Below are 15,589 nucleotides of genomic sequence, written 5' to 3' on the forward strand. Positions count from 1 at the left end.
CATGGAAAGTTCCGGCACCACCGCCCCCACGACGGCGGTGCCGGATGAGCCAGGATGATCAGAAGGTGGTCGCTTGCAGCCGTGCAAAGAGGCTCTGCCCGTTTGCCGGAACCGGGATGCTGACCGTGACACGGTTGATGCCGGTGGCGATGGCGTCGTCTTCTTCAAGGATGGTGATTCCGTTGGTTCCATTGACGGCGGTGTTCCAGCCGCTCAGGTCGCTGCCGTATTGTACGAAGGGAGCGAAGGCGGCGGACTCGTCGGCGCGGCGATAGATGAATACCAGATGCGTGGCAGTCGTGGTCGCGGTGGGCCTGAGCGCATTGGAATCCGAGCCCGGACCGCTCGGATCGCTGCCGATCACGAATTCGATGCCGTTGCTGATGCCGTCATTATCGGAATCCTCCGCGGAGCCGGCTCCACCGATGCCACTGGCGCTCGCCCAAAGCTGGTAGGGCGTGCCCACCGGTCCGGTGCTTACGGTCAGGCTGCCGGTGCCGGCCAGGCGACCGCTGTCGTGGCTGGCGTTATAGACCCCGGGCGCCAGTTGAATGCCGTTGATGAACATGGCGGATACGGTATCCGTGCCGCTGAAGCCGAGGTTCAAGGTCGCAGCCTTGCCCACGGTCACCGTGGAGGTGTCCGCGAGGCCGCTGGCAGCGAACGACAAGGTGCCTAGGGCAACCGTCGTGTCCCCGGCCCAGGAGTGGGCTCCGGTCAGAATCGCGGTGCCGAAGTCATCCTTCACCAGGGAGCCGGAACCGGTAAAGGCTCCGTTGTAGGTGAGGGTGGTTCCGCTCCAGGTCTGGATGGTGGCGGTGTCTTCGAGTTGGACCGGCGAATCGATGATCGCGCTGCCATTGGCATCCTGCGAGGTGGTGGTCATCCGGCCGCCGCTCATGAGAATCGGCTTGGTGCAAACAATCGGGATCCCGAAGTCACCGAAGCCGAGCACGGTCCCATTGACGGTGATCGTGCCGGGGCTGCTGTTGTCGACGTTCGCGCCGCGCTCCAGCGATAGCATGCCGCCGTCGATCACGATATTCGGCACCGAGACATCGGCGTTCACGATGCTGACCTGACCGGTTCCGATCTTTGTAAGCGTGAATCCTCCGGTGATGGTCGCGTCGTCACCGCGGACGTCCCAGCGGTTGGCACCGCCGATACTGGAGTCGCTGCCGAGGATGAGGAACTTCACGCCGTCGAGCTGGTTTGCGGCCCCGGTATTGATGATCGCGCCCTCGGCATTCACGCCGGTGCCGTTGATGGTGATCGGTTCGTTGCCGAAGCCGCCGCTGAAAGCATCGAGCGTGGCTCCCGCGGCCACGGTTGTTCCGGTGCCGGGGCTGCCCAGGCAGTTTGCGTGCCCGGAGGCGATCACGCCTGAAGTGAGCGTTACGGTGCCCTCGAAGCTGCTGCTGCCGCTCATCACCAAGCGCCCGTCGCCGAGCTTTTCGATACTGCCGGACCCGCCGATGCTATTCGGCATGTTCAGAGTGCCGCTGCGGTTCACGATCAGATTGCCTTCGAGGCCCATGGGTCCGGTGCCCAGCGAGCCGGTGCTGCCGCCATCGCCGACGCGGACGGTGCCGGCATCGATGTAGATCTCGCCGCTGTGGGTGTTCGGGTTGGTGAAGGTCAGGGTTCCCGTGCCGCTCTTCTCGAGCGTGGCCGAGCCGCCGATGCCCCCCGCGCCGTTGAAGCTGTAATCCTCGTTCGCGGGGATGTAGATGGCGCCGGGGGTCACGGTCTGGGCAATCGTGACCGCGTTGGTCGCGGCGGTGTCGTTGAAGCGGACCACGTCTCCGGGGAAGAACTTCGTCGGCGTGGTGGTATTGGTGAAGACCCAGTTGCTATTGCCCTCTACATTCCAGATGTCGCCGCCGCTGCCGGTCCAGGTGATGTCTCCGGCTTCGGAGCCGCTGATCACCAGATCAATGGTCGAATCCACGGTGTTGTTCACCAGCGAGCCGGTGATGCGGCCGGGCAGGGGAGCGAGTTGCAGCCCGTCGAAACCAAGGCCGCCGATACTGCCGGTATAGTAGATCAGTGGGTAGCTCCCGGTGGGAATCCCGCCCTCCTGCGAAATATGGATGATGTGCTTGGGGGCAGATCCCGCCGCCACCGACAGTCCGCCGTCTCCGGTAATGACGACGGAATCCTGGATCGCACCGCCGAGCCGGAAGGTCGATTCTTCGTCGGTGGAAAGGTTTGCGGCATTGTAGGTAGCCCCCACTCCCAATTCGAAGAACGCTGTCGGCACGACTCCGCCTTGAAGGGCCGCGATAACGCTCTCGGGCGATTGGCCAGGAGTGAAGGTCACGATTCTCGCTTCGTCCAATTGCCCGTCGAAAAAGCCAAACTCGCCGCCGCCCGGCTGCACCGAGATGTGCGGCGCGGCATGGACCGCGTCACCGCTGAAGGTTCCGTGAGCTACACCGTCGATGTAGAAGGTGGACACGCCAGCGCTGCGGACGATGGCCAGGTGGACCCAGGTGTTCGGCGTGAAAGACCCGGGCACGCCTCCCGCCGGTGCGATCCAGTCCACATTGTGCGCGCTGGACGACCAGCCGGTGCCTTCCAAGCTGAGCTTGTGGGAACCGGCGACATCGCCGAGCGTGAAGACGTCGCCACGGGTGGGGTTTCCGATGGCCGCCGCGCGGGCGAAGACACCGAAGGCGAAATTGTCCGTAGGCAGGGTCGCGTAGGTATTGGGTTCCCCGTACCAGCCCTCGTTGGCGGGGTTGGAAGTATCCAGGCAGGCGGTGGAGCCGGTTGCATTCGGTGACAAGCCGGTGGTGGCGACCGTGGCCGATTCGCCGCCTGCGACGTTCGGAATGTGGTGGTTGTTGCCGGTGGAGTCCTGCGGCTTGTTGCTGGCACCGAGGCTGCCCGCTTCGCCGAGATGATATTCGGCATAGGGAAAGATGGTGGCCCGGGACGCTGTCGCAAGCAGACAGGCTACGAGGGAGGTGGAAAGGAAATGGCGGGGTTTCATGGGTCGGATTCTCGTCGGGGTTTTTCAGGAAATGCGGCGGCGCACCGGAATTGCCGGTACGCCGCCGCGACCTCCTGGAAATCGAATCAGAGATGCCGCCCGGAGCATGCTGCCGCCGGACCGCAAGGCCGGAGCGCGAAGCGGAGCTTCGGCTGCGGGGCGGGGCTGGCGGGGATTGGCTGCATGACCTTGGGCGGATCAGTCAGTCCGTTGGGTTTTGGACTGGCTACACAGAAGCCCATTGCCGCGGGTTGCGGCAGTCGCATGCTTGGGTGATACGGCAGGGGGCCGGAAAAGGTGGTCCGCACAGTCCTCTGTGCGGTCGAAGCCACCCCTGTAGCGCGCCTCACCCGGGGGCCCTCGGGTGGATGCCGCCACCAGAACTGCTTCGACCGCACAGAGGACTGTGCGGACCACCTTTCTGAGCGGACTAGCGCTTATGCCCCAGGAACTTCACGACCGCCTCCGTCCGCGTATGCACGTGGAGTTTTTCGTAGATCCGGCGCAGGTGCGTCCGCACCGTGTCGAGGCTGATTCCCAGGTCGCCGGCGATCTCCTTGTAAAGCGCGCCATTGGCCAAGAGTCCGAGGATCTCCTGCTCGCGCGGCGAGAGGCGCGGGCCTTCCGGCTCGGGGAGGGTGGGCGCACGGAAGGAATCCACCACCTTCCGCGCGATGCTCGGCGACATCGGCGAGCCGCCGCGCTGGATCTGCCGCACGGCGTCGCAGAGTTCCTCGCCCGCCACGCGCTTCAGCAGGTAACCGGAGGCACCGGCCTTGAGGGCATCGAAGATCAGGTCGCTTTCCTCATACATGGTGAGGACCAGGATCGGCAGTTCGCGGAAGCGCGGCTTGAGCGTGGCGATCAACTCCACGCCGCTCATCCCCGGCAGGCGGATGTCCACCACCAGCACGTCGGGCATGCGCGCGGGCAAGGCGCGGAGCGCTGCCTCCGCCGAGGCGAAGGCATCCAGGACCTGCATGTCCGGTTGGCTCTCGAAGAGCGCTTGCAATTCCTCTGCCAGGGGCAGGTTGTCCTCCACGATGCTAATGGAACAAGGTTTCATGCGTGTGCGGTCCATGGGACCGAAAGGGTGACGCGGGTGCCTCCCGCGGGGGAGGGGCCGATGATGCAAGTGCCGCCGACCTCGGCGAGACGGCCGCGCATGTTGTCGAGGCCGTCGCCATCGCCCGGGTCTTGCTCGGGGCGGGTGATGCCCCGGCCATCGTCGCTCACCGCGAGTTCGATCGCGTCGTTTTTCGATTGCAGGGAGATCGTCACGCGGCTGGCACCGGCGTGCTTGACCACGTTTTGCAGGGCCTCCTTCACCGCCATCAGCAGGGGATGGCGGATTGCGAAGGGCAGCACCGATTCACGGCCGGAGGGCGGCGACTCGAAGTGGCAGGACAGCCCGGCATCGGCCAGATAGCCGGTGGCGTGATTGCACAGATAATCCGAGAGGCTGCCCAGGGTATCGTGGCGCGGATTCACCGCCCACACGATCTGGTCGAGCGCGCCGACCGTGCCGCGGGCCTCGCCGGCCAGTTTTGTTAGAAGCGCGGGATCGTGCCCCGGCGAGCGCTTCAGGCGGTCTGCCAGCAGCGCCATGTGGGTCAGCCGCGCGCCGATGTCGTCGTGCATGTCGCGTGCGATCCGCAGGCGGTCCTGCTCGATCGCGCGGGCCGCTTGGGCGAGTTGCAGCTTGTTCCGCAGGCGGCGGACGGAGGCCCACCAGGCCAGGCCCGCTGCGCCCACCAGCACGCTGACCGCGATCGCCCCGAGCCGCACCGGGCTTTGCCACCACTTGATGGGCAAGGTGAAGGTATGCGTTTGGATCTGCCGGCTCCAGCGGCCATCCGTATGGCGGGCTTGGAATTCGAAGGGATAGCTGCCCGGCTTCTCGCACGCGACCTTCACCGGCTCGCCGCTCTTGCACTCGGTCCAGGACTGGTTCTCGGCTTTCGCGCGCCGCCAGCGGAAGACCAGCAGCTCGGGAGCCGGATCGTCCTTGCCCGCTGCCAGGGTGAAACCGAGCGTCCGCGTGCCCGGCGGCAAATCTTCCGGCTGGCCGATCTCCCGGCCATCCGCGCTCACCATCTCGATCCGCGGGTGCAGTTGCGGATAGACTTCCACCTCGCCGACCTGCGGGCGGCACTGCGCGTCGATCGGATTGACGATGCGCACGAAGCGTCCGGAGAAGCTGCCACCGGTTCCGTCCTCCGCCTGAATGACATCGCGACCGCCGGGCGGCACGTGCGAGCCGTCCTGTCGCAATCTTGCCCGCCACCGGATCTCGCCGGGCGTCCCGCTGCCGTCGTCGGCCAGCACTTGCACCTCGTAGTCGCCCAGGCGCTCCGGCGCGGTGCCATCGAGGCGGCTGCGCAGGACGATGTAATCGAGCGGCCGCGAACTGCCGAGATCCACCTCGTAGTGGAAATCGCGTGCCGGATGCAATTCCGCCGGATGGGAAAAGGAGGCCGCGAAACCATCGGTCAGGAAATGCGGGTAGAGGCCTTCGTAAACCGGCCCCGAGGCGCGCACCGGTCGTCCCAGCGCCACATTGGAAGATCGCAGCGGATCGGGCTGGATCTGGAATTCGTTGATCACGCAATTGCCATTGCGGCTGCGGCCGATCACCCGCTGCCCGCTGATGTGGCTGGCATCGACCGGGATGAAGCGCAGGCGGAAGCCGGTCACGCCCGTGAGAGGGGAGGGTGCGCGGACCGTCAGCACGGTTTGTTCGAGCCCTTCGGAAAAATAAATCGAATCACCCTCCGCCCGCACCAGCCCCGGATTGCGGGGGAAGGAGTCGGTCATCACCAGGTTCGGTTTGAGCGGCTTCCAATTGATGCTGTGGCGGTCCGGTTTGGCGTCGGAGGTCACGGCCAGTTCCATCTGCGCCGGATACGCTCCGTGCTCCTTCGAGATGTGCCAGGTGGTGAATTGGAAAACCTGCGCCGAGACCGGCTGCTCGGTGGCGAAGACGATCACCTGCTCCTGGAACTGGGCGCGGTCCATGTCCACGCCGTTGCCGGGATTCACGTCCCCATCCAGAAGCTCGGACAGCGGGTGCCCGAAATTCATCTGGGTCGATTCCACGACCCGCAGCGGCAGCAGCGGCGCCGCGCCGAGGCTGCCGGCCAGGAGCAGGCTGAAAAAAATGGCCGTTCGTGAAAACATCGCCGGACCCGGCGGAGGGTTGCCGCCCGATGTCTCAATCTGACAGCCGCCGCCGGGGGTGCAAGAGTCGCATGATCATGCGATGCCTTTCAACTGCCGGGCTTCTCCAGATTTGCGGCCTTGCGCTTCGCCATCGCCGCGAACTGCTGCTGGAAGGCATCGCTGCGCTTGCGGGTCGCGGGTAGGGCATCCATCAGGGCCAGCGCGGAATCGCAGGCGTCGGCGGCTTCCTTGAAGCGCTCCGCCTTCTCCAAAATATCGGCCCGCTTCAGCGAGAGATCGACCGATGGCCGGAAGCGCGCTGCCAGAGCGTCGATGCGGCGCAGCGCGGAATCGTAGTGCCCCAGACCCAGCTCGATTTCGATGGCCTTGTGATGCAGGCCGCTGAGGCAGCCGGCCTTGGCCAGCCCGCCATCGAGCACCGCGACGGCCGTCTCCAAATCACCCGTGGCACCGCGTCCCTGCAGCCACCCGGCGCAGGTCAGCACTTCGCCCGGTTCCGGGTGAGCGCTGATCTCCAGGTAGCGGAGCATGGCAGCGAGCGCCGCGTCCCTGCGACCAACGGACTCCTCCGCCTGTGCCAGGAATTTCCAGCCCCGGTCGAACCGGGCGTGCCTTGCCACCAGCGCCCGCGCCTTGGCCGCGGAGGATTCCCGCTCGTCCTTGGCGAGGGCGACCCGGGCATCCAGCAAAAGGTTCGCGGGTTCATCGGGGCCGAGCTTTTGCAGCGCCAGGAAGATCGCCGCCGCCTCGCCAGGATTGCCGGTGGAGAGATACACTTGGGCCTTTTGCCTCAGCAGCTCCTGATCCTCGGGGGTTTGGGCGAGGTGTGAATTGATCTCCTCCAGCGTGTGCCGCGGGTCGGGATGCGCCGCCAAGGGCAGCACCAAAGCTGCAAACAGTGGGGCGATCTTCATGAACGGGTAAGGGCGGAAGCCGCGGCCCCTTCGCAAAGGGACCGCGACCGGCTATCGACGCGGGAAATCTTCCCGGAGAAGTTCTAGTGCCCCGGCGGATGCTTGAATCCTCGTTGTGTGATGAAATCGTCATCGCTGCGCCCTTACGGACAGCTCTTCCGCCGGGAGCGCGGAGCCACCGGCCCGCAGAATGGTCCCCAACTGCGCCGATCACGAAAAGGCCGTAAACAAGCCCCCTCGATCCCCCCACATGCACGAACAAGCCCTACGCTTGTCCCTCCCCGCCAAGGCATGCATACCCCGCCCATGGATTCGCCCGACCTCACCCGCATCCCCGCCGCCGATCCCTCCCGCGCCTACCGCTACCGCGATGGCCTCTACGCCGCCGATCTCGTCACCGCAGCCTTGGTCCATCTCGATTTCTTCACCTGGCTCGCCGCCAATCCCTCCGGCCTCGCAGCCATCTGCTCGCACTTCAAATTCGCGGAGCGTCCCACCGATGTGATGATGACGCTCTTCACGGCGAATGGTTTCGTCCGCCGCGAGGGCGAGGTTTTCCAGCTCAGCGATTCCGGCAGGGAGTTCCTGACGGCGGAGTCGGCTTGGTCGCTCGCGCCTTACTACCGCTCCCTCAAGGACCGCCCGGTGACCAAGGACTACCTCAAGGTCCTCAGCACCGGGAAACCGGCGAATTGGGGCGGCTACGACGAGGATGATGCCGCCGATTGGCACCGGTCCATGGAAGATGAGACCTTCGCTCGTCAATTCACCGCGGCGATGGATTGCCGCGGCGTGCTGTTAGGCCCGGCGATGGCCAAGGCGCTGGACCTTTCCGGTTCCTCCCGGCTTCTGGATATCGGTGGCGGCTCGGGGATCTACGCCTGCTCGCTGGTGGCGAACCACCCGCATCTGACCGCGACCGTTTTTGACCAAGCCTCCGTGGAAAAGATCGCCACCAAGCGCATCGTGGAGCTGGGCTTTGCGGACCGCGTGGCCGTCAGGGCAGGGGACATGCTGAAGGAAGATCTGCCAGCGGGATACGACCTCCACCTCTTCTCCAATGTCCTGCACGACTGGGATCTGCCGGAAGTCCGCCAGCTCCTCGCCGCGTCTTTCAACGCCTTGGAAGCGGGCGGAATGCTGGTCATCCACGATGCCTTCATCGACGCCGACAAGACCGGTCCGCTGCCGGTGGCCGAGTATTCCGCGCTGCTGATGCACTCGACCCAGGGCAAGTGCTACTCCACCGGGGAATATGAGACGTTGTTGACGGAGGCTGGTTTCCGCGGCTTCTCCTTCCAGACGACCGCCGCCGACCGGGGCGTCATGACGGCGGGAAAACCCTGAAATCTGCGGACAAGACGCTGATTTTTAGCCGGGAGCGCCTGAAATGAGAGTTCGCTGACACTTCGCGCCCGAATTTCCAGAGACAAGTTGCGCCCCCGCCGGTTTTAAAGGAAAAGACCGCCAGCAGAACGACCCAGCCGCATGACCGACTTGTTGATCGACCCCGCCCGCCGTAGCGGTTGCCCGGATTTGGAAAAACTCGGTGAAGTGCTGGAAAGCGCGGCCCAGCGGCAGCGCTCTCCCATCGACGACGTGCTGGATGCCGGCGTGGTGGATGAGGAAGCCTACATGCGTGAACTCGCCGCCGAGGTCGACATGGAATGGCTGGAGAATATCCCGCAGGCCGAAGCCCCGTTGCCGCTCCGCGAGGCCTGTGGTCCCCGGATCGCCCTACGCCACCGCCTGCTGCCCGTGGCCATCACCAACGGAGCGGAGGGCGAGATGCCCCACCTCAAGCTGGCTACTTTCGACCCCTTCAATCTCGTCGCCCGCCAGGCCGTCGCCCAGGAAATCGCGATGCCGGTGGAGTGGTGCATGGCCTCGCGCCGCCGCATTCACGAATCCCTGCGCAAGCTCTACGGGGTCGGTGCTGATACCTTCGAGCAGATCCTCGAAGGCCGCGATCTCGACTACGAAAACCTCGAAGGCCACGACGAGGCCAACGTCATCGACGCCGATGAGGACGAGGAGGCCAGCGTCGTCAAATTCGTGAACCAGATCATCCGGGAAGCGCTCGACCAGCGCGCGACGGATATTCACGTCGAGCCTCTCGCCAGTAACCTGCGGATCCGCTACCGGATCGACGGCAGGCTGCTGGAAGTGACGGTGCCGGAGAACATCAAGGCGCTGCAAAGTTCCGTGATCGCCCGTCTCAAGATCATGTCGCGGCTCGATATCGCGGAGCGCCGCTTGCCGCAGGACGGACGTATCAACCTCCAGTTCGAAGGCCGCACCATCGACGTCCGCGTCGCCACCGTGCCAACGGTCGAGGGCGAGAGCGTGGCCCTGCGTCTCCTCAACCAGGAGAAGTTCAATTTGGACAAGCTCGGGATGGAGCAGCACATCCGCGGCAAGATCGAGGCCCTGCTGCACATCTCGAACGGGATCATCCTGATCACCGGTCCCACCGGTTCGGGTAAGTCGACCAGCCTCTACTCCTTCCTCAGCGAGATCAACCACCCGGACCGCCGCATCGTCACGATCGAGGACCCGGTGGAAAACAAACTCTCCGGGGTCATGCAGATCGCGGTGAAGTCGGACATCGGCCTGACCTTCGCTGCCGGCCTGCGCTCGATCCTGCGCGCCGACCCGAACGTGGTCATGATCGGGGAAATTCGCGACCTTGAGACCGCGGAAATCGCCATCCGCGCCTCGCTCACCGGTCACTTGGTGTTCTCCACCCTGCACACGAACGACGCGCTCGGCGGCATCAGCCGTCTGATCGACATGGGCGTGGAGCCCTTCCTGGTCTCCGCCGCCGTCCGCGCCTTCCTCGCCCAGCGCCTGGTCCGGAAACTCTGCCCGCACTGCCGCGTGCCGCGCACGGTCACCATGGACGACCGCCGCGAGCTCGGCATCCCGATGAATCTCGAAGGCCAGGCCTACATCGGCAAGGGCTGCGACCGCTGCCGCAATACCGGCTTCCAAGGCCGTCTCGCCATTTACGAAGTCGTGGTCCTCAGCCAGACCATGCAAGACATGATCGCCCACGGTGCCTCGGCACCGGACATCCGCGCCCAGTCGGTGAAGGAAGGCTTCGTGCCGATGCGCGGCTACGGCTGGATCAAGGTGATGCAAGGCATGACCACCATCGAGGAAGTCATCTCCGTCACCGCCACCGACATCGCCACGGAATGAAGCGCCTGCTGCCCATTTCAAATCTGAAATCTGAGATCTGAAATTTCAAATCTCTTATCTCATCGCTCTTCTCTCTTATCTCACCCTTCCGTGCCCAAGTTCGCATACAAAGCCCTGAGTGCCTCCGGCGGCGTGCAGACCGGTGAGGTGGATGCCGCGGATCGCCCCGAGGCTCTGCGCGTGCTCGACCGCCGCGGCTTGCAGCCGGTCAGCCTGAAGGAGTCGGCAGCCGGATCCACGCCTGCGGCCGCCGCTACCGCGAAGAAGAATGAAGCCGCCGCCAAGCAGCCTGCGCCGAAGGCGGCAGCTCAAGGCAAGGGTGCGAAAGAGGGGGAAGAGAAAATCCCCGACGGCCCGCTCAAGATCAAGCGCGCCGAGGTGATCATGTTCACGGAGGAACTTTCCGACATGCTCGGAGCCGGCCTTCAGCTTGAGCCGGCCCTCCAGTCGATGGAGAACCGCCAGGAACTCGGCGGCCTCAAGGCGGTCGCCGGCCGCATCCGCCAATTGGTGCGGGACGGCATGAACTTCTCCACCGCGCTCAAGCGGGTAAGCCCCAGCTTCGGGCCGCTCTATTGCTCGCTGGCAGCCGCGGGCGAGGCCTCCGGCGCGCTGGACACGATCCTCAAGCGCCAAGCGCATTACCTCAAGACCCTGGCCGATTTGCAGAGCCGCCTGATCCTGGCGCTGATCTACCCCGCCTTCCTGATCCTGGCGGGCATCGGCGTGGCGGTGGTGTTCGTCACCATCCTCATCCCGCAGCTCACCAAGCTGATCACCAGCACCCCCGGCGGCAAGCTGCCCGGGCCGATCCACGCGATGATGGTCGTGACGGACGGGGTCAAATCCTACTGGTACGTGATCCTGATCCTGATCATCGCCGCCGCCCTTTTCTTCAAGGCTTGGAAGGACAATCCCGACAACCGCCTGACCTGGGACAGCTTCAAGCTCCGCGCGCCGCTCATCGGTCCGGTCGTTGCCAGCCGCTTCTACGTGCAGTTCCTCGAAACCATGGCGAACCTCGCCGGCAACGGCCTGCCGCTGCTGCGCGCCTTGGAGCTCTCCCGCGATGCCACGCAGAATCTCGCGCTGCGGAACAATCTCAACATCGTGATCGGCCAGGTCGGTGACGGCCGGGCCTTCTCGAAAGCCCTGATCCGCACCGGAGCCTTCCCGCCCCTGCTGATCGACATGGTCTCGGTGGGCGAGCAGACCGGCAAGCTGGACATGTCCCTGCGCCGCGCCGCGGAGCGCTATGACAAGGAGCTCGACAAGAGCCTGTCCCGGATCATGGCCCTGATCATGCCGACCATCCTCATCATCATGGCCAGCCTGATCGGCACGATGGCCTACCTGATGATCACGGCGATCTTCCAGACGATCAAGAATCTGCAGCACTAGTTCCCCGTTTCTTATGACCTGCCCGGAAGTTCTCAAGCAGCTTGAGGCGTGGGGTGACCCGAAGGGTCGCGCGATCAACGCGAAACACGGGGCAGGGGAGAACCAGTTCGGGGTAAACCTGGCCAAGCTTCGGGCTCTCGCAAAGCAGCTCAAGGCGAACCATCCCCTGGCGCTCGAACTGTGGGCGACGGGCAATGTGGACGCCAGGTTGCTGGCGACCCTGCTGATGAAGCCGAAGGAACTTTCGGCCGACGAATTGGACGCGATGATGCAGGAGGTGAGCTATTTCAAGATCGCCGACTGGATGATCACGAACGTCGTCCGCAAGACGAAACTGGCCGGCGGGATGCGGCAGCGCTGGCGGGATTCCAAGAAGGACTGCGTCGCCCGCGCCGGCTGGAGCCTCATGACCGATGAGGTGGTGGCGGACGGCTCGCTGGCATCCGCCACGCTCGACACGATCGAGAAGAAGATGAAGCAGGCCCCCTTCCGGACGCAGGAGGCGATGAACTACTGCCTGGTCCGGATCGGTGCCGACTACCCCGGGTATCGCCAGCGGGCGATTGATATCGCCAACAAGCTGGAGGTGCTGAAGGACTATCCCGTGCCGAAAGGCTGCACCTCACCCTTTGCTCCGATCTGGATCGACCTGCTGGTGAAGGGCAAGTGAGGGGCGATTCCTGCCTCGGGCTACCGTTCCTCCGCTGCCTTGCGCACGTCCTCCGGAATCTCGTGCGTGTTCATCCACTCCTTCACTGCATGAGGATCCTGCTCCCGCCAATTTCCTAACAGCTTCAGGTAGATCTGTTTCCTCTTGTTTTCATCCTGAAGGCGGGGGACCTGCTCCAGGGCCAGCAGCGGTGCTCCGTTGCGCGGACTGTCCAACCAGTATCCCAGCTTCCTCTCGTCGAATTCCGGCATCGAGCGCTCCAGGAATTCCAGCGCCGCCCGCTCCTTGCCCAATAGAAGATAGATGCGCTGGATGCTGTTGAGGGCCGCGTCGCGCAAAGGTCCTGCTTCGAGCTGCTCGAAGGATGCGATCGCCGCGGTCTCGTCGCTGCGGATCCACGTCTCATACAGACGGCTGACCGGGCCGGGGCTCGCCAGGGCCGGATACTCGCGCATCCACTCGAGCTTCTCCGCGATGCGCGATCCGGGCAGAGCTTGCATCGCCAAGGTGGCCGCTTCCTGGCGGAGATTCCCGGGCATCGCATCGACCCAGGCGCGGATCTTGGCCGGCTCCCTCACCCCGAGATCCCGCGGGGCGATAGACGGCAGAGCTCGTCCCTGCTCCTCTTCCGGCAAGGCTTCGAGCAGCACCCGGGCGGCAGCCGGATCGCTCTTCATGACCACCGCGATCACCTGCGTTGAAAGATGCGTTTGCCCGGTGGGATCGTGACGCTGGATCCAGGCCATGGCCGCCTCCGGATCGCTCCCGGCCCAGGCTCGGATCAGGAACGGCAGGACTTCGCCGCGTGCATTTCTCAGACGATCCAACGCGATCTCCGGTTCCTTCTCCACCCACGCCGCGAGCAAAGTCCGCGTCTCCGGCGAGTCGGGCCCGAGACCCACGAACAGAAGGGCGTGTGCGGCCGTGTCGAAATCGTCGGTGCCATAATTTTCTAGCAGCTTTGCCAAGCCGCGGCTGCGGTCCACCAGGTTGCCGGTTGCGCAGATGCTCAGGATCTCATCCCGCACCTTGCCGATGTTCTCATAGATGATACCGGATGCAACCCTGCCATCCAAAGCGTTCGGAGCAGTCGCACGGCGCGTGGCATCCGCGGCCTTCGGGAAGGCTTCGGGACGGAGGGTCTGTGGTGCCTTGGCAGGAAGTGCCGTTTGCTCTCGAGCCCGAGTTTCTTGCCGATGGGGCAGCGCTACCAGCCAGGCCGATCCTGCCAGCAGGGTCAGGACGAGAGTCGCAGTGAGAGGGGCGGCTTTCATTGTTGGGAGGCGGGGTTGGCATTGGACAGTCCTTGGCGCACGCTTTCGGGGAGGGACTGCCCGGTCATCCAGGCTTGGGCGGCGGCCGCGTCGTTCTCCCGCCATGTGCGCAAGGCGTTGAGCAGGGTCTGCTCACGCAAAGTGCTATCGGCGAGCCCTTGGATCCGGGTGAGCATCGCGGGCGGATTGATGGCGATCGCCTCCAGGGCGAGCTTGGCCACCCCTTCGGCGGTGGCGGTCTCGGGATATTTCTCCAAGGTCGCGAAGGCTTTCGCAGGATCTTCAATGGCTGCGATCTTGCAAACGGTCAGCACGGCTTGCTCCCGGATTCTCCCGGGAGGAAGCGTCGCAAGCCCGGCACAGGCCGCCTCCGGCATGTCATTCGCCCAGCTTTCGAAAACCTCGGCGACACTCTTCGGTCCGCCGGCGCCCGGGTGTTCGAGCAGCAGGCGCACCGCCTTCTGCGGCTGATCGCGCGAGATGACGATCATGCAGCGCTCGACCAGGCGCTCGCGCATTGCCGGATCATCGACCGCGGGCAGCAGCCGGTCGATGGCATCCGGTTGTTCGCACATGCCCGACCAGAGCTGGAGCAGGGTCTCCGTACGGCGGCGCTCGTCCGGGATGGCCTTGACCACATCCATGGCCTTTCGGACATCGGTGGCGGCGATGCCGGCCAGGACGTTAGCGAGGCTTCGGTTGACTGTCGTGCCGGGCGGACGGGCTTCCGCCCACGCGAGCGCCGCGTCCGGATCTTGCTCCGCCCAGCCCTGCAGCACCCGGCCCAGGTGGAACATGTTGTTCGAGGCTTCGGCATGCTCCAGGGCCGCGCGAACATCCACCTTGGTCCAAGCAGAGAGGAAAAGGTGATACTCTTGAACCGAGGTGTATTGGTCCTTGTTGAGTGTGCCGAGATAGGCGGCGGCGTCGCCGAATTGATCGGGGCTCAGGATGTCGATGAAGGCGATCAGCTCGCGCTCGCGCCGTGCTTGATTCTCGATGTCCAGGATCTGCTGGAGCCGCTCCAGGCGTTCCTTCGTGTTTGCCGGGATCCGGCGTTCGGTACGGGTGCGCGCTGTTACATACGCGGAAGACCTGACATCGCCGGATGAAGTCGCGGCACTATCCGAAGGAAGAGGTGCCGCGGACTGGCGGTTGCTGGCTACGACCGAGTAGCCCGCCGAGACCAGGAAGATCAGCGCGGCGGCGGCGATGGCGGATTTTTGAGTGGCATTCATGGCGAGAAGGGCTGCCTGCAGCGGCGCGGGGGTCAGGGGGGCGATGCCTCGTGTCGCCTTCAACACGGAGTTGGCCAGCGTGGCCGGCATCGGTGCCGTGGCATGTGCAGGTAGCAAGGCCGCAAGGGCCGCGGAACTGGTGGCGATGCCGCGCTTGGCAAGCATCGTCCGCAGGCGGTCGATGGCCCGCGAGGCGCGCTTCCGGGATACCGCCTCGCTCACGCCAAGTTGGCTGGCGATGGCGGTATGGGATTGGTCGCAATAGAAGCGGAGGAGCAGGATGCTGCGCTCCGCGGCGGGCAGCTCGTTGATCAATTGATCGACCACCGGAGCGAGGGCGGACCAGGCGGGTTCGGGATCATCGGGCATGGCCGTGGAGCTTTGGAGTTCGCGCTTCTTCCGCCGCTCTTCCGTGCGCACCAGATCGATCGCGAGGTGGCGGGCAACCCGGTGCAGCCACACCGGCAGAGGCAGATCCGGCGGGACGAAGGCGGCCCGTTCCGCGAGCCGGATGAAGGTGTTCTGCGCTACATCCCGCGCCAGATCTTCATTCCCGGTGACCCGCCGCGCAACGCCATGGACCAGGCTGAGGTGCCGCCCGACCAGCGCGCGGAAAGCCGCTTCATCGCTGCCGGCGAGGTAGCGGATCAAAAGCTGGTGGTCGCTTGGCTCCATGGTTCACGCGGTATCCGGCACCGTCGGCGGAA

At 64.8% G+C, this 15,589-nt stretch carries 10 protein-coding genes; 4 read left to right on the forward strand and 6 right to left on the reverse strand.

Annotated elements, in window-relative coordinates; translation table 11 throughout:
- Nucleotides 1-58: 58 nt before the first annotated feature.
- From ABWK72_RS23495 to ABWK72_RS23510, 4 genes are all read right to left on the reverse strand, one after another.
- Nucleotides 59-2,998 (reverse strand): autotransporter-associated beta strand repeat-containing protein, encoded by a 2,940-nt coding sequence (locus tag ABWK72_RS23495; protein ID WP_367872012.1) that lies wholly within the window; start codon nt 2,996-2,998, stop codon nt 59-61.
- Between the two features lie 430 nt (nt 2,999-3,428).
- A complete protein-coding gene (locus ABWK72_RS23500; protein ID WP_367872013.1) occupies nt 3,429-4,064 on the reverse strand; it encodes a response regulator transcription factor in 636 nt (211 codons plus the stop codon).
- Nucleotides 4,061-6,178, reverse strand: coding sequence for a sensor histidine kinase (locus tag ABWK72_RS23505; protein ID WP_367872014.1), 2,118 nt, complete (start codon nt 6,176-6,178; stop codon nt 4,061-4,063). Before ABWK72_RS23505 ends, ABWK72_RS23500 begins: the two co-directional genes overlap by 4 nt.
- Before the next feature lie 89 nt (nt 6,179-6,267).
- The gene (locus ABWK72_RS23510; protein WP_367872015.1) at nt 6,268-7,095 is read right to left on the reverse strand and encodes a tetratricopeptide repeat protein; all 828 of its coding nucleotides are present in this window, start codon (nt 7,093-7,095) and stop codon (nt 6,268-6,270) included.
- Between the two features lie 291 nt (nt 7,096-7,386).
- Here ABWK72_RS23510 and ABWK72_RS23515 point away from each other — a divergent pair, with 291 nt between their 5' ends.
- The 4 genes from ABWK72_RS23515 (at nt 7,387) to ABWK72_RS23530 (ending at nt 12,370) form a co-directional block, all read left to right on the forward strand.
- A complete protein-coding gene (locus ABWK72_RS23515; RefSeq protein WP_367872016.1) occupies nt 7,387-8,442 on the forward strand; it encodes a methyltransferase in 1,056 nt (351 codons plus the stop codon).
- 141 nt (nt 8,443-8,583) lie between these two features.
- Nucleotides 8,584-10,299: a GspE/PulE family protein gene (locus tag ABWK72_RS23520; RefSeq protein ID WP_367872017.1), complete on the forward strand. Its 1,716-nt coding sequence runs from the start codon at nt 8,584-8,586 to the stop codon at nt 10,297-10,299.
- 90 nt (nt 10,300-10,389) lie between these two features.
- The gene (locus ABWK72_RS23525) at nt 10,390-11,700 is read left to right on the forward strand and encodes a type II secretion system F family protein (protein WP_367872018.1); all 1,311 of its coding nucleotides are present in this window, start codon (nt 10,390-10,392) and stop codon (nt 11,698-11,700) included.
- A gap of 13 nt (nt 11,701-11,713) precedes the next feature.
- On the forward strand, nt 11,714-12,370 hold the full coding sequence (locus tag ABWK72_RS23530; protein ID WP_367872019.1) for a DNA alkylation repair protein: 657 nt from the start codon (nt 11,714-11,716) through the stop codon (nt 12,368-12,370).
- A gap of 20 nt (nt 12,371-12,390) precedes the next feature.
- Here the strand turns inward: ABWK72_RS23530 and ABWK72_RS23535 are convergent, their stop codons facing one another.
- Together ABWK72_RS23535 and ABWK72_RS23540 are read right to left on the reverse strand one after the other, a co-directional pair.
- The gene (locus ABWK72_RS23535) at nt 12,391-13,644 is read right to left on the reverse strand and encodes a hypothetical protein (RefSeq protein ID WP_367872020.1); all 1,254 of its coding nucleotides are present in this window, start codon (nt 13,642-13,644) and stop codon (nt 12,391-12,393) included.
- A complete protein-coding gene (locus tag ABWK72_RS23540; RefSeq protein WP_367872021.1) occupies nt 13,641-15,557 on the reverse strand; it encodes an RNA polymerase sigma factor in 1,917 nt (638 codons plus the stop codon). The genes ABWK72_RS23535 and ABWK72_RS23540 overlap by 4 nt, the downstream gene beginning before the upstream one ends.
- Nucleotides 15,558-15,589 lie beyond the last annotated feature (32 nt).

The organism is Luteolibacter sp. Populi (assembly GCF_040801775.1).
GTDB lineage: Bacteria > Verrucomicrobiota > Verrucomicrobiia > Verrucomicrobiales > Akkermansiaceae > Haloferula.